This is a genomic window from Monashia sp. HAY1-11D (genome assembly GCF_056868035.1).
The window spans coordinates 1,700,103-1,722,089 of the sequence record NZ_CP200320.1; the positions used below are offsets into that span (position 1 = coordinate 1,700,103).

Below are 21,987 nucleotides of genomic sequence, written 5' to 3' on the forward strand. Positions count from 1 at the left end.
CGACGGGCGGCCACCCTCGAGGGTGGCCGCCCGTCGTGCTCAGCCGCGCAGCAGGCGGGTCAGCTCGGTGACGAAGGCGTCGACGTCGGCCTCGGTCGTGTCCCACGAGCACATCCAGCGCACCTCACCGGTGGCCGCGTCCCAGTCGTAGAACCGGAACCTCTCGCGCAGCGCGTTCGCGACGTCCCGGTCGAGCACGGCGAAGACGGCGTTGGCCTGCACGGGACGCTGGATGGTCACGCCGGCGAGCGGCTCCACCCCGGCGGCCAGGCGCGCCGCCATCGCGTTGGCGTGAGCGGCCGACCGCAGCCACAGGTCGCCGTCGTAGAGAGCGAGCAGCTGGGCGGAGACGAACCGCATCTTGGAGGCGAGCTGCATCGACAGCTTGCGCACGTGCACGAGCCCGAGCGTCGGGTCGGCAGCGAGCTCGGGGTCCACGACGACGACGGCCTCGGCCGCCAGGGCGCCGTTCTTCGTGCCACCGAGGCTGACGACGTCGACGCCGGCCGCCCCGGTGAACTCCGAGATCGGCGTGCCGAGGGTGGCGGCGGCGTTGGAGATGCGGGCACCGTCGAGGTGGACCCGCATGCCGAGGGAGTGGGCGTGCTCGGTGATCGCGCGGACCTCCTCCGGGGTGTAGCACGTGCCGAGCTCGGTGGTCTGCGTGATCGACACGACGAGTGGCTGCGCGCGGTGCTCGTCGCCGAAGCCCCAGGCCTGCCGGTCAACGAGCTCGGGCGTCAGCTTGCCGTCGGGGGTCGGCACGGTGAGCAGCTTGATCCCGCCCATCCGTTCCGGCGCGCCGTTCTCGTCGGTGTTGACGTGTGCGGTCTCCGCGCACACCACGGCGCCCCAGCGCGGCAGCAGCGCCTGGAGCGCGACGACGTTGGCGCCGGTGCCGTTGAAGACCGGCCACGTCGTGGCCGCCGTGCCCACGTGGCCGGCGACGACCTCCTGGAGGCGCGCGGTGTACGCGTCCTCGCCGTAGGCGACCTCGTGGCCGCCGTTGGCGGCGGCGAGCGCGGCGAGCACCTCGGGGTGCAGTCCGGCGTAGTTGTCCGACGCGAAGCCGCGCGTCGCGGGGTCGTGCAGGGTGGTCACGCGCTCCCCTTGTCCTGTCGGTGGGCTCTGGTGGCTGGCGCGGCCGGCGGTCCCGGAGGGACTCTCCGCTCCGTCTGGCCCGGTGGGCCCGCTGCGTTCCGGCTCAGTCGCTTCCCTCGCCCGGCCACAGCTCGACGCGCGCACCGTTGAGGGACGCGGCGTCACCGTCGAGGAGGCCGGCGAGCCAGGTGGCGACCTCGTCGGGCCGGGTCGCGGTGCGGCCCTCGCCGATCCACTTCACCACACCGACCGTCGCGGCCGAACCCGGGGTCCGGTCGCCGTCGCCCGAGGACGCGAACGAGTCGGCGAGCGCGGCGAGCCACGTCTCGGCGGCCGACTTGGCCGCGGCGTACGCGGCGTTGCCGGCGGTCGGCGTCGAGGCGGCCGCCGCGCTGACGATGGCGACGCGGCCACGTCCCGAGGCCACGAGGGGGTCGTGCAGCGCGAGCGTCGTGTGCCGGACCGTGTCGACGAGGTTGCCCGACAGCCAGCGCCAGTCGTCGTCGGTCGACTCGGTGAACCGCGTGCCGCCGCGCCACCCCCCGACGAGGTGGAAGAGGGCGTCGACGCCACCGAACGTCTCGACGAGCTCCGCGGCGAGCGCGCCCACCGCCTCGCCGTCGAGCAGGTCGCAGACCCGCGTCACGAGGAGCTCCGAGCCGACGTCGTTGGCCAGGGCGGCGAGCGAGGCGTCGTCGCGACCGACCGCGACGACGCGCTCGCCCCGCTCGGCCAGCGCGACGCACGTCGCGCGGCCGGTCCCCCCGGTGGCTCCGGTGACGACGACGACGCGCTGGCCCTCGGGCCGGCCGTCCGTCGTCACGCGCTCGCCCCGGTGATGCCGGAGGTCGACTCGATGACACCCTTCATCTTCTTCGCGAGGGCTTCGTAGAACATCGACAGCGGGAACTCGTCGGGCAGCACGGCGTCGGTCAGCCCCTTGGGCGGGCCGTCGAGCGGCAGCGCCCCGAGGTCACCCCCGCGGTGACGGGCCCACGTGGACATCGGGTGCGGCGTCAGCACCGACGCGACGAGGTCGTAGGCGGCGAGCCAGTGGGCGACCTTGGGCCGGTCGATGGACGTCCAGTAGAGCTCCTCGACCGCCCGGCCGAGCTCGAGCACCGGCCCGGCGACGTTCTCCCACTCCACGGTGAGGCGGTTGTCGGTCCAGTGCAGGACGCCCTTCTGGTGCAGCCACGCGAAGAGCAGCTGACCGCCGAGGCCGTCGTAGTTGCGGGTGCGGTCGCCGGTGACGGCGAAGCGGAAGATCCGGTCGAAGAGCACCGCGTACTGCACGAGCCGCGCGTACGGGTGGCCCTGGGCCTCGAGCGCGACGGCCTCGCGGAAGGCCGTGAGGTCGCAGCGCAGCTCCTCGAGCGAGTAGAGGAAGTACGGCATCCGCTGCTTGACCATGAACGGGTCGAAGGGCAGGTCGCCGTGCATGTGGGTGCGGTCGTGGATGAGGTCCCACATGACGAACGTGTGCTCGGCCAGCTGCTGGTCGGCGAGGAGGCGGGCAGCGTCCGGCGGCAGCGACAGGCGGGTCACCGACGCCGCCTCGGTGACGACGCGGCGGAAGCGGGCCGCCTCGCGGTCGGCGAAGATGCCGCCCCACGTGAACGTCGGGACCTCGCGCATGGCGACCGTCTCGGGGAACAGCACGGCCGAGTTCGTGTCGTAGCCGGCCGTGAAGTCGAGGAACCGGATCGGCAGGAAGAGCGGGTTGGAGTACTCGCCGCCCTCGAGCTGCGCGACGAAGTCGGGCCAGATGACCTCGAGCAGGACGGCCTCGACCTGCCGGTGCGGGTTGCCGTTCTGGGTGTACATCGGGAAGACGACGAGGTGCGGCAGGCCGTCCCGGCGGTCCTGCGCCGGCGCGAAGGCGACGAGCGAGTCGTAGAAGTCCGGCACCTCGAAGCCGCCGTCGGCCCAGCGGCCGAAGTCCTTGACGAGCGCCTCGAGGTAGTCGGCGTCGTGCGGCAGGTGCGGAGCCAGGCCCTGGACCCCGGCGACGATGCGGCCGACGTGCGCGGCGGCAGCGGCGTGGTCGGCGCTGTCGGGCACCGAGCCGTCGGAGGCCTGCAGCGCACGCAGGTCGGTGACCGCGGCCTTGAGCCCGGCCCACGCGTCGGTCTCGACGAGCGCGTGCCTCGCGACCGCGGTGCGACGCTCGGGGCGGGGCGCGACGTGCGAGACGGCGTTGTGGACGAGGTCGGCGAGGCTGCGCTCCCCGACCTCACCGGCGGCGTCGACGGCGAGGACGACGATGCGACCGGTGCCGGTCGCCGGGGCCTCGAGGTCCGAGGGGGCAGCGACGGCGGCCACGGGGACCCCGCCGGCGACGAGGAGCGGGCGGGCCGGGGCGAGGACCTCGAGCGCCCCGGTGGCGGTCAGCGCCCCGAGGTCGACGCGGGCCAGCAGGTCCTCGCCGACCTCGGTGTCCCGTTCGATCCGGGTCGCGGAGCTCACCGGACCTGCCGGCACGGTGTCGCCGGCACCGACGCCGACGGACGGCGCCCCCGACCGTGCCTCCGACCGTGCCCCCGATGGGACCGACAGCGCACCGAGGACGACCACCCCACGACCCGAGGCCAGGGCCTCGCGCACGGACGCCTCACCGGCCCGGGCCGCGTCGACGACGAGGGCGTCGGCGGCGTCCGGTGCTGCGGGGACGCAGCCCCGGTGGGTCAGGGCCTCGGCGAGGCCGGGCCGGTCGGCGACGACGGCCACGGAGGGAAACAGGCTCACGGGGACCTCCTGTCCGGAGAAACTTCGGTGTTTGCGCTTTCTGTACGAAGAATCTACGGGCAACCGGCGCTCGAACGCCAATTCGTGACGTCTCGTGGGCGGTTCTCCACCTCCTGCGCTCCCCACGGCGACCTCCCCGAGCTGGCGCGCCGCCGAGGACATGCCGAAGGGTGGCCGTTCCTCCCCTGGGGAACGGCCACCCTTCGGCGGCTCGGGACCGGCGCCGAGAAGGCACCGGCTCGGCTCACTTGGCCGACGTGCTCTTCTGCGCCTCGGCGTTGGTCTTGCACTTCTTGCCCATGGCGTCGAGCTTGTCGCCGGCGGCCGAGACGACCTGGCGCTGCCCGTGCCAGTCGCTCTGGAAGCGGTCGGCGTCCGAGCCGCCCCAGTTGCCCTTGATCTGCGAGACGGCGCTGTTGACGGCCTCGACGATGCCGTCGAGCTCGCCCTTGTAGCCGACGAGCTTGTCACCGGACGCGGACACCGCGTCGGCGTTCATGCCCTTCTTGTAAACAGCCATGTCAGTTCCCCTTCAGAAGTCTGCGTTGTGTGGACGAGTGGTGGGCGATCAGTACTGCGAGGACGTCTCGCGCTGCTGCTGGACCTCGCGGTCGATCGTCGTCTTCATCTCCGTGAGCAGCTTCTGGGCCTTCTGCAGTTCGGGACGGTGCGTGCCGGTCCACTCCTGCTCGAACTGCTTGGAGTCGTCGCCCTGCCAGTTCTGCTTGAGGGACTCGACCTCCTGGTCGACCTTCGTGATGAGCTTCTGGATGGCCTCGGCCTGCTGCTGCAGCACGTTGCCCTGGGCGTTGACCTCATCGTCGTTCATTCCGAGCCAAGCCATGACCTTCTCCTTTGCCTGTGTTCCCCCGAGTCCTTCGGGAAGTCCGTTGCTGTCGGGCCCACCCCTGTCGGCCGGCCGCGTACCTCTCGTGACGTTCGCGGTGGTGCGGGGCCTTCCTCCCGCGTCGCACCGTTCGTCGACATGCATGAACCTAGGGCAGCACCCCCGCCCGGTCGATGGGGAGCACTCCCCACGACGCTGCCCGAGCGGACGCCGCCACCCCGAGCGTGGTCGCGGACCGGCGGGTTCGTCTGCGCGACAAGGGGATCGACGTCCATCTCTCCGTCACGGCAGCGCCACCTGAAGCAGCTCGAACCTGCCCTTCTCGACGATGAAGCCGCGGCCCTCGGGCAGCTCGGCCCGGTTGAGCGCGGGCAGGTTCGCCTTGAAGACCGACAGGCCCTCGTTGCCGTCGGGGTGCAGGGCGATGCCGGACCGGGACGTCTTGAGCAGCGCCTGGAGCCCGAAGTTGCTCGAGAAGAACGCCGCCTCGCCCTCGGCCACGACGAGCTGGTCGTTGTCGACGCACGCCTTGACGAGCGTCGTCAGCGCGTTCTCGGCCCCGGACGGCGCGAGGTCGTCGACCCGCTCGACGAACACCGCGACCGGACGCAGGATGCGCCCCTCCTCCACGTCCGCGGCCAGCCTGGACGCCAGGGTGGACGTCGCCTCGCCGCCGACCGCGGTCTCGGCCCAGATGCCGAGGTCGAGCAGCTCGGAGCCGCGCCGCGGTGTCATGAGGTAGAGCGCCGACTGCGAGCTGAACCGGTACAGGCCCGCGGCCGTGGCCGCCATCGCCGTCGTGCGGCCCGAGCCCGAGGGGCCGGTGATGACGAACGTGCCCTTGGGGTCGAAGCCGTGCGGCTCGAGCGAGGAGGACGCGACGCCCACGACGGGCCGGCCCCCGCGCTCGGGCGGCAGGTCACCGAGCGGGATGGCGTCGGCGAGCGACTCGATGGGCGGCGCCTGCGAGACGCCGGCCTTGTGCGTCGCGTCGGCGAACGCCTCGACCGCCGCGGCCTGGACCGTGACGTCCGATGAGCCGCCGAGCACCGCGACCTGCACCTCGGCGCCGTTCACGAGACCACGGCCCGGGGGCGAGGCCATCGTCAGGACGTCGCCCGGGACGCCGAAGACCGAGTAGTCCTCGGTGCTGCTCATGCGCAGGATGACCCGGCCCTGCACGGCCGCGGCGAGGTTGGTCGGCAGCCCGGTGCGCTGGTCCGAGGCGATGATGAAGTGCACGCCGACCGGTCGGCCGTCGGCGGCGAGGCCGGCGAGCAGGTCGAGCCACTGGAACCGGCCACCGACCTCGTAGGCCTGCCGGAAGGCCGTCATGCCGTCGATGAGGACGACGATGCGAGGCTCGTCGGTGCGGCCGGAGAGGCGCCGGTAGTCGGTGATCGTCGCGGCGCTCACGGCGGAGTACCGGCCGGCGCGCTCGTCGATGGTGGCCCGCAGCATCCGCAGTAGCCGGGTCACGCGCTCGTGGTCGCCGCCCGGGACGATGGAGCCGACGTGCGGCAGGGTCTCCAGCATCGCCAGACCGCGGTTGCCGAAGTCGAGTCCGTACACGTGGCAGGGTCCGCCGCGGACCGTGTAGCCGGCGGCGATGGCGATGGTCCGCAGGAACACCGACTTGCCCGAGCCGGACGTGCCGTAGACGGCGATGTTCCCCTCCTTGTCGGGACGGAACGCCACCTCGGGCTGGGCCTGGTTGTCCGGGTCGTCGGCGACGCCGAAGACGAGCTCGTCGTCGCGGCGCTGGGTCGGCAGCGTCGCGAGGTCGTAGACCGGACGCAGGTCGGGCAGCCACGGCTTGCGCGGCCGGGGCAGCTCGGCGCGTCGGGCGGCGCGGCCGAGGGTCGCGACGAGGCGCTGGATGTCGGTGGGCCCCAGGTCGGCGTTGTCGTCGCCGTCCTCGCGACGCGGCGGCTCCCACTCGGTTCCCGCGCCGAAGGTCAGCGTCTCGACCTTCATCTCCGGCGGCGGCGGGACGTCGGAGGTCCAGCCTCCCGCGTACCCGGTCTGGAAGGGCACGAGGCGCCCCGGACCGGTCTTGCTCACGGCGCGGCCGGGCAGCGCCGGGTCGAAGAAGGCCGCCTCCTTGCTGCCGAGGACGTCCTCGGAGTCGTTCTCGTCGGCCATCCGCAGCGCCATGCGCAGGTTGGTGTTGGCGCGCAGGTTGTCCTTGATGACGCCGGCGGGGCGCTGCGTGGCCAGGATGAGGTGCAGGCCGAGCGACCGGCCGCGCTGGGCGACGTTGACGACGCCGTCGACGAACTCGGGCACCTCCTGGACGAGGGCGGCGAACTCGTCGACGACGATGATGAGCGAGGGCGGCGCCTCGACCTCGCCGCGACGCTCGAGCTCGACGAGGTCCTTGGCCTTGAAGCGGGCCAGCAGGTGCTCGCGGTAGTGCAGCTCGGCGGCCAGCGAGGCGAGGGCCCGCCGGACCAGGTGGGGCGAGAGGTCGGTGACGAGGCCCACCGTGTGCGGCAGCTTGACGCAGTCGCGGAAGGCCGACCCGCCCTTGTAGTCGACGAGCAGGAACGTCACCCGCTGCGGGGAGTGCGCCGAGGCCATGCCGAGGATCCAGGCCTGCAGCAGCTCGGACTTGCCGGCACCCGTCGTGCCGCCGACGAGGGCGTGCGGGCCGTCGGAGCGGATGTCGACCGAGAACGTGCCCTGGCTCGACTGCCCGACGACGGCGCGAAGGTTGCCGGGCTTGCGGGGCAGGACCGCCGGTGCGTAGGGGCCGGTGAGGATCGAGCGCGACTCGCCCCACTTCTCGATCACCGACTCCTCGGCCCGGGCCAGCTCGGTGCCGGCGAGGGTGAGCAGCGACACCGAGCGGGGCAGGTCGCTCGCGTCGTCGACCGGCACCCCGGCGTCGACGACGGGCGACAGGGCGCGGGCGCAGGCCATCGCCTCGTCGTAGCCGATGCGGTCGACGGCGACGGGCTGGACCTCCTCGCCCTCGTGGACGTAGCCGGCGAGGGAGCGTTCGTCGCCCTCGACGACGAGGAAGGTGTGGCAGGCCGCCGGCAGCAGCTGCTGGGTCTCGGCCACCCACACGACGATGACGCCGTGCTGGTGCCCGCGCTCGGCGATCGCGACGAGGCGGCTGCGCTCGATGGGGGCGTCGCTCTCGACGAGGACGAGCACCGACGGCCGGCCGGCGCTCGCGGCCTCCTGCTCCTTCGGCGTGCCCTTCGCGGCGATGAGGTCCTCGAGCGCGTCGGCGAGCGCCGAGCAGGCCGGCGCGCTGCCGGCGAGGTGGGCGACCTCGACCGGGCTGTGCGGCGAGCTGGTGTGCGGCAGCCACTTGAGGAAGTCCCAGTCGCGGGCCGAGCTGCCCGAGGCGAACGAGCAGACGGCCAGCTCGGCCGGCGAGTGCAGGGCCACCGCCTGGACGAGGAGCGAGCGAGCCGCGCCCAGGGCGCTCTGCCGCGGACCGGCCACTCCGACGGCGCCGGTGCCGAGCGGGGTCGCGACGACGGGGACGTCGTGGACGACCTCGAGCCCGGACAGCTGCTCGGAGACCGCGAGCCACGCCTCGGCCTTGGACCGGCCGACGGCAGGCATCGTGATGGGGGAACGCGACGGACGCGTGCCGAGGCCGAGGCGCAGCTCACCGAAGCCCGGGGTGTCGCGGCGTCGCGTCCACAGCAGGGCGCTGCGGTCGCGGACCGCGACGAGGCAGTCGGTGCCGCTCGGCTGCTCGCCACGGCGGACGTGGCCCTCGCGCTCGAGGGAGGCCCTGATGCGTTCGGACAGCAGGCCGAGGTCCTCGGTGAAGTCACGCATCGCCTGCTCGAAGTCCTTGCGCTGCTGTCGCCGGCCCTCGTAGTACGTGCCGGCCATCATGAGCGGCATCATCAGCATGAAGACGATGGAGTACGGGCTCTTCGTCAGCGCGAACACGAAGATGCCCATGAGCAGCGGAACCAGCATCGCCACGAGGGGCATCGGGTTGCTCTTGCCGCGCTCGGGCAGGTCGGGGACCTGGAACTCTTGGCCCTCGAAGAGCGGGGCGACGCGCGGCGAGCGCGAGAACTGGACCGTGCCGGCGTCACCGGACAGCACGCCGCTGCCCGGGCGCGCCACGGCGCCGTCGCCGGTCAGGTGCACCTCGAGCTCGGTGTCGCCGAGGCGGATGACGTCGCCGCTCTTGAGGTGCGCGCGGGTGACCTGCTGGCCGCCGGCCGTGATCCCGTTGGCCGAGCCGAGGTCGACGACCTCGACGACCTCCTGGACGACGAGCTTGGCGTGCTGCCGCGAGACCGACTCGTCGGTCAGGTGCACCTCGCAGCCGCGCCCGCGCCCGACGTAGGCGGTGCCGCGCGAGAGCGGGAACTCGCGACCGGCGTCGGGGCCCGAGCGGATGACGGCGACCGCGGCCGGGCGGCCACGGTCGACGAAGCCCTCACCGGCCCGCGTCACGGTGACGCGCATGCCGGACTGCAGGCCGCTCTCGGCGACCGTCGCGCGCGGGTCGAGGCCGCGCATCTCCTGGTCGACGAGGGCGAGGGTCATCGGCTCGTCGACCCCGAGGACGCTGCTCCGGTTCGGGTCGGCGGCCGCGAGGTAGCCGGCGAGGTCGCCGACGGTCGTGGCCGAGTCGGTCGTCGCGACGAGATCGGTCTCCCGGTCACCGGACCGGAGGACGAACTTCAGCTTCACGCGTCACCCTTCGTGCTCTCGTTGGTGCTCCTCCGGCGGGTGGCTCGGTCTCCGAGGCCGGCCCGTCCCGGGCGCCCGGGGTGCCCGGCCCGCCCACGCCCGCCGGGGTCACCGGTGTGCCCGGAGCGTCGGGCGGCTCCGAGGCCGCCACGTCGGCCGGCCCGGGTGCCCGGCGGGGCCGTGCCGACGCCGGCCCGCCCCGCCCGTCCCCGGCGCTGTGACGCCGATGAGGACACCGAGGCCGACGCCGACCCCGGGCCCGAGCGCGACGTGCGGCGGACCGCAGGCGCCAGGCCCGAGCCGGTGGGCAGGTGGTGACGGAAGGTGCGCAGCGACACGTCGGCGCGCAGCCGCTGCCAGAACGACCGACCCGAACGCAGCCGCCTGCGGGCGGTGTCGACGTCGGCCCAGAAGGCCTCGACCTCCTCGTCGGTCGGCTCGTCGACGTCGAAGACGTGGCCGTCGGCGGCCGCGGCGACCGGGACGAGCTGCAGGCCGCTCGGGGTGGACCCGCCGCCACCGCCGACGGCCAGGGGCTCGGGATCGGGGCTCGGCGGCACCGGCCCACCCGCCCGAGGGGGGACGCCCATGAGCGCCCCGTCGACGACGACGCTCGGCCTCGGGGGTGGCGGTCCGTCGACGTGCAGCTCGAGTGCCCGGGCTTGCTCGATGCGGGTTCCCTTGGCGGGCAGGGGCATCCGTAGGTCGCGGGCCGTGTCGATGATCTCGCGCCAGCCACCGGTGACCCTGGTGGCCGGGGCGCCCGTCGTGCGCCGACGCCGGCGGCGCAGCCACTTGGCGCCCCGGATCGCGCCGTACACGGCGAGGAGGACGAGGAGGGGCAGCACGACGTAGAAGACGAGCCAGCGCAGCCAGTCCGGCCAGTTGTCGGGGTCGAGGGGGTTGTCGTCCTTCGGCGGGTTGCGCAGCTGGGTCGCGTTCTGCGCCTGGTCCGGGCCCTGCAGGACGCTCGGCGGGTTGTTGGCCGCGGGCGGCGGCACCTGCGCGCCGGTCTTCTTCTCCTCGGACTTGCGGATCAGCTGCTGCGGCTTCTTGTTGCGGTCGGGCACGAACTGGGTGGCCAGGATCGGCAGCCACGTGTCGTCGGTGAGCTTGACCTCGACCCAGGCGCGGACGTCCTTGCCCTTGACGACGCCGCCCGGTTCGGGGACGGCGCCCAGGACGACGCGCGCCGGCACGCCGAGCCGGTTCGCGATGAGGGCGTACGCGGCCGCGTACTGCTCGTCGTTGCCGGCCAGCTGCGTCGACCGCATGAACTGGCTCATCCGCAGCAGGCTGTGGCCCGGCAGGAAGACGTTCTGGTAGTCGCCCGGGGCCCCGCCGTCGGTGTAGGCGCCGTCCTGGAGGGCCTTGGCGACCGCCGCGACCTTCTGCCACTGACCGTCGACCCGGTCGGTCCACGGCGTCACCTTGTCGTCGAGGAACGACAGCGACGACGCGTCGACCGTCGACCCGTCGGCGACGTCCGCGCTCTTCGGCAGCTGGGCCGGCGGCGCCTGGACGTGGGCGGTGACCGTGTACTCGTCGCCGGGGGCCAGCTTCTCGGGCAGGACGCCGGTGTTGGTGTCGACGTTGAAGCGCAGGTCGTCGGCGAGCCGGTCGCGGCGGGCGCCGCCGAAGTCGAGACCGGTCACCGTGCCGAACGTCGGCAGCCAGACGTCGCTGTAGCCGCCCGCCGGCACGGCCACCGTGGCCGTGACCTCCTGGCCCGGGCCCTCGGCGGCGATGTGCGTGCCGACCTTGCGGAAGCTCGTGCCGTCGGCCTCGGGGCCGTCGCCGAGGTTGGCGAGGTTGCCCGCGCCCCAGACGAACCCGTCGTAGGAGTCGAGCGCGGCAAAGCGCAGCGGGACGCCGGCCGGCAGGCCCCGGACGGTGAGCAGCGTCGTGTCGAACTGGTGGGAGGCGTTGGGCTCGGTGTACTGGCGGAAGCCGGCGAGCGGCGACGCGTACTGGCTGACGTCGAACGGCGGCACGAGGGAGGAGCGGAAGACGGTGCGGGGGTGGTCGGCGCCGGGCAGCATCGGCCCGACGAAGAACCCGCCGACCGTCGCCACCGCGAGCAGGCCCGCGGTGGTGACGGCACGAGTCGTGCGCCCGGCACCGTTCTGCAGGGCCGGGCGGTTGCGGTTGCTGCGCAGCGCCGTCCAGCCGATGGCGACGAGCGCGAACACGGCGCCCTGCACGAGCACCGCGGCCGGCGTCAGGGTGCCGAGGACGATGGAGGCGACGAGGAGAGCCACGGGCGCGACGAGCGCGAGGACCGCGCCGGGCCAGCGGCGGGCGACACCGTGGGTCAGGGCGGCGCCGGCGAGGCCGAAGAGGAACGGCAGCGCCAGGTACGGGCCCTCGGAGTCGACCGGCGGCAGCGCCGTCAGCAGCTCCTTCCAGCCGGGCACGGCCATGTGCACGAGGGTCCCGAACGTCGCGCCCGAGGGGATGAACCCCGCGAGGAGGTCCTCGCGCACGGCGATCGGCCCGGCAAGGAGGAGGTAGACGGCGGCGGTGCTCAGCAGGGTCACGACGCCGACGGCGCGGAAGGCTGCGGTCACGTGGGCGACGAGCAGGCCGAGGACCAGGCCCGCGAGCCCGACCCAGAGCCAGCCGAGGCCGAAGAAGGTCGTGCGGAAGCCGACGAGTGCGATGCCGACGAGGACCACGGTGAAACCGGCGTCGACGAGGTGCGGCACCGTCGGACGCAGCCGGGCCAGCTGTGCGCCCACCTTCTCGCCGACGCTCGGTGGGCGCACGAGGGCGCTCGGCGGCGGGGCGGGGATTCGGGTCTGGCTCATCGGGCGACTCCGGTGAACAGGAGGGAGCGGAGGTCCTCGAGCGCGCTCAGCGTCAGGATCGTCAGCCCGCCGCCGCGGCGGATGCCGTGGTCGGCCTCCGGGTCGACGACGACGACGACGCGGGTCACCTCCGGCGGGAACTGCCCGGCCGCGCGCTGCAGCTCGATGAACGGGCGGTGCGGGCCGGTGACGACGAAGACCGTCGACGTGTCGGGGGCGAGGTCGGTGGCGTCGAGCGACACGGAGAACAGGTCGATGGGGCCGGGCTCCACCCGCGACAGGGCGTCGAGACCGACCTGCGGGACCGACCTGGAGACCTTCTCGTCACCGCACACCATGGTGCAGTCCTGCTCGTCGAGCATGACCCGCACCATGATCGAGGCGCCGACCGAGATCGCCGTCTCGACGTCGGCCTGGATCGCCGTCGGCGCGTTGGCAGCCATGACGTCCCGCTCGACGTCGCGGTCGGTCCGACCGGTGCGGCCGTGTCCGGACCGGTACTGCTCGGGGTCCGGGTCGACGACGATCGTCACGTGCGAGCGCCGGGTGTCGAGGAACTGGCGCACGAGCAGCCTGCCGGCCTTGGCCGAGCTGCGCCAGTGGATGTAGCGGCGGTCGTCGCCGGGCTGGTACTCGCGCAGCGCGTGGAAGGCGAGGTCGCTCATCGAGACGTCCTCGGTCGTGCTGCCCTCGAGGTCGCGCAGCAGGCCGGCGCCGAGCGACTCGAGGGCGACGGTCCGCGGGTGCACGAACAGCTCGGTGCGCTCGGTCCACCTCAGGGTCCGACGCATGAGCCCGAGCGGGTCGCCCTGGACCGTCGTGGCCGGACCGACCTGGATGACCCCACGGCGGGAGGTCGGCACGACGAAGAGCTCCTCGTGCGCGTGGCCCGGCGTCAGGGCCGGCAGGACGAAGCGCGCGGCCGACAGGCCGACCGGCAGCTCGACGAGGATCGGCAGCATCGGCGTGCGCGCCTCGTTCGTCACGAGGATGCGGCCGGTGGCCGGCTCGCCGACGACGACGCGTCGGGGATCGACCTCCGCGAGGATGCGCACCTTCGTGCGCCCGAGGGCCAGGACGAAGCAGACGGCGAAGAGCACGAGCGCGGCGGCGGCCACCATGAGCAGCTCGGTCCAGCCCCACCGGGCCCCGACGAACCAGCAGGCGAGCCCGAGCACGAGGATCGTCCACCCGAGCGGCGACACCCAGTGCAGCACGCCGGCGACCGGCCGCCACACGCCCTCGGTGCGCCGCGCGACGCGTCCGGTGGCGTGCCCGAGCGTCTGCGCGAGCGGCTGCGTGACGTGACGGATGCCGCGGCTCGTCGTGCCGCGCGCCGGAGCCCTGCGCCCCTTGACCTGTTCGGCCATTCCTACCCCTTGTCCCGGACCGTGCCTGCCGTGGTGCGAACCGCGTTCAGGCGGAGGCGCGCTCGGCCGGCGGCGCGATGTCGCCGAGGATCTGGTCGACGACGCTCTCGACGGTCGTGCCGGCGAACTGCGCCTCCGCGTTGAGCAGGAGTCGGTGCGAGAGGACCGGCTCGGCGAGCACCTTGACGTCGTCCGGGACGACGTAGGTGCGACCCTGGCTCGCCGCCCACGTCTTGGCGCACCGCACGTAGGCGAGGCAGCCGCGCACCGACAGGCCGAGCTTGAGGCTCGGGTGGCGACGCGACTCCTCGGCGATGCGGCTGACGTAGCCGAGGATCGCCGGGTCGACGTGGATCTCGTCGGCGAGCCGCGCCATGTCGACGATGACGTTGCTCGCGATGAGCGGCTGCAGCTGCTTGGCACGGTCGCGCGTCTTGGCGTCGGCGAGCACGGCGATCGTCGCCTCGTGGTCGGGGTAGCCGACGCTCGCCTTCATGAGGAAGCGGTCGAGCTGCGCCTCGGGCAGGCGGTAGGTGCCGGCCTGCTCGATGGGGTTCTGGGTCGCGATGACCATGAACGGCTCGCCGACCGAGTGCGGCGTGCCGTCGATGGTGACGCGCCCCTCCTCCATGACCTCGAGGAGCGCGGACTGGGTCTTCGGCGAGGCGCGGTTGATCTCGTCGGCCAGGACGATCGTCGCGAAGATCGGGCCCGGGTGGAACTCGAACGCCTGCTTGCTCGGCTCGTAGATCGTCACGCCCGTGACGTCGGAGGGCAGCAGGTCGGGCGTGAACTGGATGCGGCTGTGGCTGCCCTGGACGGTGGCCGACAATGCCCGCGCCAGCTGGGTCTTGCCCGTGCCCGGGTAGTCCTCGAGGAGCAGGTGGCCCTCGGACAGCAGGCACGTCAGCGCCAGGCGCGTCACGTGCTGCTTGCCGAGCACGGCCCGCTCGATGTTGCCGACGAGCTGGTCGAAGGTGTGGGCGAACCAGGTGACCTGGTCCTGTGTGACGCTCATGGGTGTCCTTCTCGTGAAAGTGGTGTCGTGCGAAGGGTGGTCGTCGGGCCGTGGGGCCGCCGCGGGATGCGCGGCCTCAGCCCCACGGGTTCTTGGTCGCCGAGTCCCGGCCGTTGGACCCGGTGCAGGTCACCGTGACCGACTGGTTCGGATAGCCGAGGAACTTGCCGGAGTTGTTGCGGCCGTTCGTCGGTTCGTGCGTGCCGGCTGTGCCGTCGTCGGGCTGGGACCACCCGCTGATCGCACAGCTGATCGCGCCCTCGAAGTTCTTCAGCTCGTAGCCGATGTGGTTGCAGTTCGTGCCACACTCCTTGCCCTGGAACGGGTCGAAGCAGCCGGTCGTGCCGCACGCCGTGCCCTTGTAGACGCTGACCACCTGCGGGTTCGGCTTGGCGTTCGTCGTGCCGGTGACGAACGCGGTCCACGGGCCGGGACCGGAGTCCTGGGCGATGGCCCGCACCCGGATGGTGCGCGACGTCGAGTAGCCCAGGCCGCTGAAGGTCGTCGAGTGCGTCCCCGCGCCGACGGTCGTGTTGCGGTCGCCGTCGATCTCGTAGCCGGTGACCGGGCGGCCCTCGCTCGGCGCGGTGCCCCACGTGAACGTGATGCTGTTGTTGTCGTGCGACTCCCGCAGGCCCGGCACGCCGTTGGTCGGACCGTACGGGTGGAACGTCACGCTGTTCGACCAGGGCGAGCACATCCCGGCCACGTTGCAGGCCTGGACCTGCATCGACTGCTGGCTGGTCCCGAGGCTGCCTGCCGTGCCGCCAGAGCAGCCGCTGGAACACGCCCACGAACCGCTGCGGCCCGACGACGTCTGCCAGTTGACCTTGTCGTAGCCGCGCGAGCGCGAGTCACCGAGGGTGAAGGACGCGTCGCCCGAGTAGTCCTTGCGCGGCGTGACGACCGACTGCAGGTTCGGCGTCTCGGGGATACCGTCGGCGGTGTAGCCGGAGAAGTTGGCCTTGTCGGACGTCGCCGGGCCGCCGTTCGTCGCGGTCACGGTGTACTCGACCCTCTGCCCCTGGTAGGGGATCGTGTCGCTGGCCGTGCGGGACTCGCCGCCCGAGCGCGTCGCGATGAGGTTCCACGCGCCGCCCTCGGTGCGCCGGTACACGTCGTACTGCGTGATCGGCGGGCCGTTCGGGTCGGTGGCCGGCCACGAGACCGTCACCTGGGCGTTCGGCTCGCCGGGCACCGGGGCCCGGGGGCTCAGCGTCGGGGCCGGCACGTTGGCCGGCTTGCCGAACGACTGCGCCTTGACGGTCGGGCCGAACGGACCCCAACCCGCTCCGTTGCGGGCCTGGACGCGGATGTTGTACGCGTCGTTGTTGACCAGTCCGCTGAGCACCTTGGTCAGGGCCGGCGCCTTGACCGACACGGTGCCGCCCGACCCGGCGTTCGTGCCGATGTCGACGTACTGGACGCGGTAGTCGGTGACCTCGCTGCCCTCGTTCGGCGGCGGCGTCCAGCTGACGGTGAGCTTGCGGTCGCCCGGGACGACGGTGCTGATGACCGTCGCCTTGGGCTTGGTGTCGGGCCGGACGGTGTTGCTCCGCGGGCTCTCGTCCGACCAGCCGACCGCGTTCTGGGAGCGGACGGTGAACGAGTAGTCCTTGCCGTTGGTCAGCCCGGTGATGGTGCACGGCGAGCTGGCGCAGACCTGCCGCACCTCGCCGCCGTTGGCGATGACCTCGTACTGCGAGATCGGCAGGCCGCCGTCGTAGGCCGGCGGGCGCCAGTCGACGCGGGCCGTGCTGCCGAGGATGCGGTCGGCGACGGCCACCGGCGCGTCCGTCGGGTCGGGCTTGCTGCGCACCGTGACGGTCACCTGCCCGAGCGCGGCCGGACGACCCGGCGCGTCGAGGACGCGCACCGCGATCTTCGTGTCGCCCCGGGCCTTGTCGGACGCCGACACCGTCAGCTGGCACCCGCCCGCCGATGCCGTGACGCCGGTGCCCGACACGACCGAGGTCTCCTGCACCGAGCACTGCGGTGCCGTGAGCGGGCTGTCGAGGTACTGGGCGAGGTTGACCATGCGGCTCGTTCCGGCGATGAGACCCTCGACGAGCACCGGGCGCATCGTCGCGATCGGGGGCGCGCTCGTGACGCGGACCCGGATCTTGAAGGTCTCGGCGCCACCCTTGGCCTTGACCGCGACGGCCCCGGTCGTGCCGGCCTGCGCGGCCGCCTGCGCCTTGAGGACGACCTGGCGACCGCCCTGGCCGGACTGCGACAGGTCGACGCGGTCGGCGGCGGGATCCCACGTCGCCTCGTAGGCCGCCGCGCTGGCGTCCATGCCGTCGGGCAGCCAGGCGTGGCACAGGCGCGGGATGTCGAAGCTGCGCGCCGGGCCGTCGGCCGCGAGGAGCACCTCGTGGTCGGGGCAGCGCAGGACCGGCACGTCCGGGCCGATCTGGACCGGCACCGTGACGTAGGTCCGCTGGGCGGCCTTGTCGTTCGGGCCGGTCGCGTTCGTCACCTCGAGCATGAGCGCTGCCGGACCGACGTAGCCGTTCGTCGAGGTCAGGGTCAGCTCGGTGGCCGACGTGACGGCGAACTGGAGCTTCTCGGCGGGCGAGGTCGACACGGTGTCGGGTGAGGTGACCGAGACCTTGCCGCCGCGCGGGTCGAGGACGTAGTCGCCGAGGGGCACCCGGACCGTTGAGTCGGCGCCCATCTTCACGGTCTTGCCCGCGACGACGTAGGGCAGGCCGTTGTTGCCGGCGGGGACGTAGATGAGGGCCATCGCCTGGGCGCCGTCGGCGTCCTCGATGACGTAGGGGACGACGCGAGCCTGCGGACGCAGCTGGATGCGCAGCTTGCGACCCTCCCGGGTCACGCCGTCGCCGTAGAACTTCACGATCTTCAGCTGCGACTGCTCGCCGTCGAGGTCGCGGTCGTTGGCGAGCGCGTCGACGACGATCGAGGTCTCGCCCGGCTTGGCCGTGCCGGTGTCGTCGACGGCGGTGGGCGGGTTGTTGAAGTCCTTCTGCCCGCGGACCGTCAGGGTCGACTTCGACGGGTCGAAGAGACCGTCGGTAATGCCGTACGTCAGCACCTTGGCGGGCCCGACCTCCGGCGCCACGACCTTGAACGTGTCGTCCTTCTGGCGCGAGAAGTCCTTGAGCGTGCCGGCGTCGTTGAGCGTCGACAGGTCGACGAACGACACGGAGTCGCCGGCGGCGATGAGGTCGTTGGCCAGCACGTCGGCGCGCACGGTGCGGCCCGGCGCGGCGACGACGTCGTCCTCGACGGCGACCGGCGGCTGCGGGTCGCCGGGCTGGACGACCCCGACGCGCACGAAGCCGTCGCTCGTCGCGCCGAAGCGGTCGCGCAGCTGGTAGCGGATGACCTCCGTACCGGCACTGCGGGGGTAGGCCTCGTAGCGGATCGTCGCCGCGCCGTAGCCGACGACGCGCCCGTACTCGAGGTCGACGGGACCGGTGTCGTCGCCGACGATGCCGCTGACGAACGTCAGGTCGCCGTCCGGGTCCACGCCGCTCGTCGGCACGGTGATCGACAGGGTGTCGCCGGCGGTGACGCTCGCGGTGAAGCTGCGCGCCTGCGGCGGCTGGTTCGGGTTCTTCACGGGGTCCGGGGGCGGGGTGACCGTGACGGTGATCCGGCCGGTGCCGCCGCGCGAACGCTGGCCCTCGGGGTAGGTCGTGTACTCGAGGATCGCGGTCCTCGGGCCGGTCATCGGCGTGACCTCGGGGACGTACCGGACGACGGTTCCCGACGCGAACGCCTGGCCACCGCCGGAGAGCACCCGCACCTCCGGGGCGAGCTTGAGCGGGATGCCTTCGCTCATCGAGTCGTTGTCGAGCGCCGGGATCGTCACGGCGTCGCCGACGCGGACGGTCGCGACGTCGTCGACGACGGTCGGCAGCACCTTGTCCTTGGGCTCGGGCTTCTGCACGACGGACAGTTCACCGACGGCGGTCTTCGTGCCGTCAGAGATCGTGTACCGCACGGTCCCCTGGCGGGTCTCGGTGCCGGTGACCGGCGCCGTCGCGACGACGCGCACCCAGCGGCCCTGCACGATCGACGGGCGCAGCCACGCCTGCGCCGACTCGACGCGCTGCACGACGAGGACGTCGCTGCGCGGGCTGTAGTCGTTGGACAGGACGTCGGCGATGACCGGCGTCTGGCCGCGCACGACCGCGGCGTCGGGCGTCGCGACCGGCGGCGCGTCGGTGTCCTTGTCGGGCAGGATGTCGACCCGGATGCGGCCCGTGGCCACGCCGGCGCCGACCTGCGCGGTGTAGGTGACGACCGACGTGCCCGGCGTCTGTCCGGTGACCGTGACGACGCCGGTGTCGAGGTTGGAGTCGAGCGTCAGCTGGCCCGGCCCGCGGACCGCCTGGGCCAGGCGCATCCGCGCCTCCGGGTCGGTCGGGTCGGCGCCGGCGATGTCGTTGCCGAGCGGCTGGAGCTGGACCGGCTTGCCGACGACGGCGCGCACGACGTCGGGCTGCGTGCGGGGGCGGACCGGCTTCTCGTCGTCCTCGCTCAGCACGTCGAGGTCGACGGAGGACTCGGCGGTACCGCCGCGGCCGTCGTCGACGACGTACTTGACGACCTGGTCGCCCTTCTGGCCCTGCGCCTTGACCGTCAGCGCGCCGGAGCCGTCGACGCCGGTGGTCGAGACGTCGACGGGCGAGACCTGGATGGGGTCGTTCTCGGCGTCGCGCCAGTCGGCCACCACGCCGATGCGCACCGAGCCGTTCGCGACCACCGGGTAGGACGACCGGGCGAGCCGGGCCTGCCCCGAACGCAGCCTGGGCGCGGTGTCGACGTCGTCGGTGACGATGCGGACGGTGACCTTCGCGGTGGCCCGGCCGTTCTTGGCCGTCGTGCCGTTGTTGACCGTGTAGGAGAAGGTGAAGCCCTCGACGCGCGGCTCGTCCGGCACCGTCACCTGGACGGTCTGCCCGTCCGCCGACGGCGTCGCCTGGATGCCCGGGGCGTCGGGCTGGGTGACGTCGCCCGGCGAGATGGCCAGGATCGACCCCTGGCTGTCGGAGTCGTTGTCGAGGACGTGGAGCGTGGACGTCCGGCCGGGCCGCACCTGCATGACGTCGGGCTGGGCCTTCGGGGGCGTCCGCGTCTGCTGGTCGTCGAGGAGGTTCTCGTCCTTCTTCTTGTTCTTGTCGTCGGTCTGCGGCGGCGGGATGACCGAGTTCCAGTTGTCGATCTTGACGCGGTCGCGGTCGATGTCCCAGACGTCGCCGGAGTCGAGGTCGTTGAGGACGACAAGGCCCCGGTTGACGCGCAGCTTGACGCCGTCCGTGCGCACGCCCTTCTTCATGGCTCCGAGATCGACGGTGCCGGCGTCGGCAGGCGAGCCGCAATTGCGGCCGTAGTACACGTTCGACGGGCCGGCCCACGCGGCGTGGACGCACGAGGCGAGCCGGACCGGCTGGGACAGGTAGAGGTGCTGACCGGTCCGGCCCTGCGCGAGGGCGACACCGCCCGCCTGCCCGCCGTCGCCGGTGAGGTCGACCTGGGTCATGCCGGCCTCGTCCTGCACGAGGACGGTCGACGCGTCCGGGCCCGGCTGCTGGAGCGCGGCGTACGCGGGGTTGCCCGGCTCGGCGCTGCCGACCGACAGCTGCTGGGGCTCGTCGAGCGCGTCGGAGTAGAGCTTGTTCGTGCCGGAGTCCCACACCACCCAGTGCGACCCGACCGCGGTGACCTGGGCGGACTTCGAGGAGAAGCCCAGCCGGGTCGTCACCGGCTTGTCGAACGCCGCACCCTTCGGCCGCAGGACGGTGATGGAGCCCTTCTCGGCCGACAGGGCGTAGACGGTGCCGTCGACGCCGACCGCGACGGCGGCGTTGCCGCCGACCTTGGCCAGCGGCTTGGCCTGGGTCTGCAGCCCGTCGAGGCCGGTGATGCCGGCCCGGTCGTCGACCCGCTGGGCGCGCAGCTCGCCCGTGCCGGGGTCGATCATCGCGACGCTGCCACCGCGCAGGTCGATGGGCGGGGCGGTGAAGACGCGGTTGCCGGTGGCGGTGCTCGGCTTGGGCACCAGGACGGCCTGCTCGGCCTGGAGGGTGCCCTCGGCCGGGTTGATCGGCACCACCTGGTTGCTGGCCCTCGTGTAGCCGATGACCGCGGCGCCGTCCTGGAACAGGTCGAGGCCCGAGCTCGACCCCACGTCGGCGTACACGCCGGCGTCGAGCTGGCCGGCCGCCTTGTTGATGCGCCCGAAGCGCGACTGCTCGGAGTTGGTGACCCAGACGCCGCCGTCGTTGAGATCGGCCTTGCGGACGATCTCGCCGTCGCTCTTGGTCGCGAGCCAGACGAGCAGGCTCGCGACGAGGGCGACGACGACGGTCGAGACGATGCCGATCCGTCGCTGGGTGGCGGCGGTGCTCATGCGTTCCCCTGTTCGGCCACGGCCCGGGGGGCGGCGGCCTGCTGTCGTGCGTGCGGTGTGGAAGGCGTGCCGGCCGCGGCGTCGGCCGCGGCGAGGTGCTCGAGGAGGGCGAGGTCCTCCTCGACGACGATCTTGGTCGAGAGCGCGTGCTCGACGAGTCGGGCCTTGCGGTTGGTCGCGAGCTTGCCGATGCCGCCGTGCAGGCCCCGGGTGCCGGCGTCGGCGAGCTTCTGGCAGACGTTGTCGAGCTTGCGGTTGAACCGGGTGATGGTCCAGCCGAGCCGCTCGGCGGCGGCGGCCGACGACGGGATCTGGCTGGTGCCGGCCTCACGGCGTCGCAGGAACGGCTCGCACAGCGCGACGACGAGCAGCTTCTGGTCCGGCGTCAGCGACACGCGGCCCACCGTGGCGGCACCGACCTCCTCGCCGTCCTCGTCGGCGGCGCTCGGCGGCTCGGCCGTCACCGTCTTGAAGGCCGGGCTCGCGACGTGGATCTCGAAGTCGTAGGTGGTCGGGCCGGCGGTGAACCACACGACGAGCTTCTTCATCGCGAGCGGGATGCGGGCACCGGGGTTGAGGAAGGCCTGGAAGAGTCCCTGCTCGTCGGCGACGGTCGCGGTGAGCGTCGACCCGGTGTTGCTCAGCCACCAGAACCCGGCCTCGTGCGACACGACGAGGAAGGTGCGGTGCAGGTACGGGTTGTCGTCGACCTCGACGTCGCCGGTGCGACCGATGGTCAGCCCGGTCTCCGGTGACACGGCGTACTCCTCGCCGCAGAACACGACGGTCACCTTGCTGTGGATCACGATCAGGTCCCCTAACCCGGTCGACTCGCACACGACGGAGTCGTGCGCTCGCGGCTAACGAGGTCCAACTGTGCCGCGTTACGGACGTGTGTGGTGGTTTGGTGCTGTCTGGGTGAAGGTTTCCGCGTCGAGGCCCTCGTGTCGATCCGCGCCGGTACTCATGGCCGGCCCGGGAACGGCCCTCCGCCGGGTGCGTCGTGCCTCAGCGCGCCCTCA

General features: G+C 72.7%; 11 protein-coding genes. All 11 read right to left on the bottom strand.

Annotation, left to right across the window (positions count from 1 at the left end):
• Positions 1 to 39: 39 nt before the first annotated feature.
• On the bottom strand, positions 40 to 1,101 hold the full coding sequence (locus tag AC1VM9_RS07835; RefSeq protein WP_481342004.1) for a threonine aldolase family protein: 1,062 nt from the start codon (positions 1,099 to 1,101) through the stop codon (positions 40 to 42).
• A gap of 103 nt (positions 1,102 to 1,204) precedes the next feature.
• Positions 1,205 to 1,924, bottom strand: a complete 720-nt coding sequence (locus AC1VM9_RS07840) for an SDR family oxidoreductase (protein WP_483122204.1) — start codon at positions 1,922 to 1,924, stop codon at positions 1,205 to 1,207.
• The gene (locus tag AC1VM9_RS07845; RefSeq protein ID WP_483123978.1) at positions 1,921 to 3,369 is read right to left on the bottom strand and encodes a DUF6421 family protein; all 1,449 of its coding nucleotides are present in this window, start codon (positions 3,367 to 3,369) and stop codon (positions 1,921 to 1,923) included. Before AC1VM9_RS07845 ends, AC1VM9_RS07840 begins: the two co-directional genes overlap by 4 nt.
• A gap of 724 nt (positions 3,370 to 4,093) precedes the next feature.
• A complete protein-coding gene (locus tag AC1VM9_RS07850) occupies positions 4,094 to 4,369 on the bottom strand; it encodes a WXG100 family type VII secretion target (protein ID WP_481342006.1) in 276 nt (91 codons plus the stop codon).
• Positions 4,370 to 4,417: 48 nt separating this feature from the next.
• Positions 4,418 to 4,693, bottom strand: coding sequence for a WXG100 family type VII secretion target (locus AC1VM9_RS07855; protein WP_481342007.1), 276 nt, complete (start codon positions 4,691 to 4,693; stop codon positions 4,418 to 4,420).
• Between the two features lie 285 nt (positions 4,694 to 4,978).
• Positions 4,979 to 9,379 carry an FtsK/SpoIIIE domain-containing protein gene (locus AC1VM9_RS07860; RefSeq protein WP_481345409.1) on the bottom strand — a complete coding sequence of 1,467 codons (4,401 nt, stop codon included), beginning with the start codon at positions 9,377 to 9,379 and terminating at the stop codon, positions 4,979 to 4,981.
• The gene (locus tag AC1VM9_RS07865) at positions 9,376 to 12,189 is read right to left on the bottom strand and encodes a transglutaminaseTgpA domain-containing protein (RefSeq protein ID WP_483122206.1); all 2,814 of its coding nucleotides are present in this window, start codon (positions 12,187 to 12,189) and stop codon (positions 9,376 to 9,378) included. The genes AC1VM9_RS07860 and AC1VM9_RS07865 overlap by 4 nt, the downstream gene beginning before the upstream one ends.
• Positions 12,186 to 13,559, bottom strand: a complete 1,374-nt coding sequence (locus tag AC1VM9_RS07870; protein WP_483122208.1) for a DUF58 domain-containing protein — start codon at positions 13,557 to 13,559, stop codon at positions 12,186 to 12,188. The genes AC1VM9_RS07865 and AC1VM9_RS07870 overlap by 4 nt, the downstream gene beginning before the upstream one ends.
• A gap of 46 nt (positions 13,560 to 13,605) precedes the next feature.
• Entirely contained in the window at positions 13,606 to 14,577 is a 972-nt protein-coding gene (locus AC1VM9_RS07875) for an AAA family ATPase (protein WP_481342011.1), read from the bottom strand.
• Between the two features lie 76 nt (positions 14,578 to 14,653).
• Complete coding sequence (locus AC1VM9_RS07880) at positions 14,654 to 20,965, bottom strand: Ig-like domain-containing protein (protein ID WP_481345406.1); 6,312 nt, start codon at positions 20,963 to 20,965, stop codon at positions 14,654 to 14,656.
• Positions 20,962 to 21,771: a hypothetical protein gene (locus AC1VM9_RS07885; RefSeq protein WP_481345405.1), complete on the bottom strand. Its 810-nt coding sequence runs from the start codon at positions 21,769 to 21,771 to the stop codon at positions 20,962 to 20,964. Before AC1VM9_RS07885 ends, AC1VM9_RS07880 begins: the two co-directional genes overlap by 4 nt.
• Between the last annotated feature and the right edge of the window lie 216 nt (positions 21,772 to 21,987).

Bases quoted from the DNA above. Each gene is read 5' to 3' on its own strand.
- AC1VM9_RS07870 (WP_483122208.1), bottom strand. From the start codon at position 13,559: ATGGCCGAACAGGTCAAGGGGCGCAGGGCTCCGGCGCGCGGCACGACG.
- AC1VM9_RS07850 (WP_481342006.1), bottom strand. From the start codon at position 4,369: ATGGCTGTTTACAAGAAGGGCATGAACGCCGACGCGGTGTCCGCGTCC.
- AC1VM9_RS07880 (WP_481345406.1), bottom strand. From the start codon at position 20,965: ATGAGCACCGCCGCCACCCAGCGACGGATCGGCATCGTCTCGACCGTC.
- AC1VM9_RS07875 (WP_481342011.1), bottom strand. From the start codon at position 14,577: ATGAGCGTCACACAGGACCAGGTCACCTGGTTCGCCCACACCTTCGAC.
- AC1VM9_RS07865 (WP_483122206.1), bottom strand. From the start codon at position 12,189: ATGAGCCAGACCCGAATCCCCGCCCCGCCGCCGAGCGCCCTCGTGCGC.
- AC1VM9_RS07855 (WP_481342007.1), bottom strand. From the start codon at position 4,693: ATGGCTTGGCTCGGAATGAACGACGATGAGGTCAACGCCCAGGGCAAC.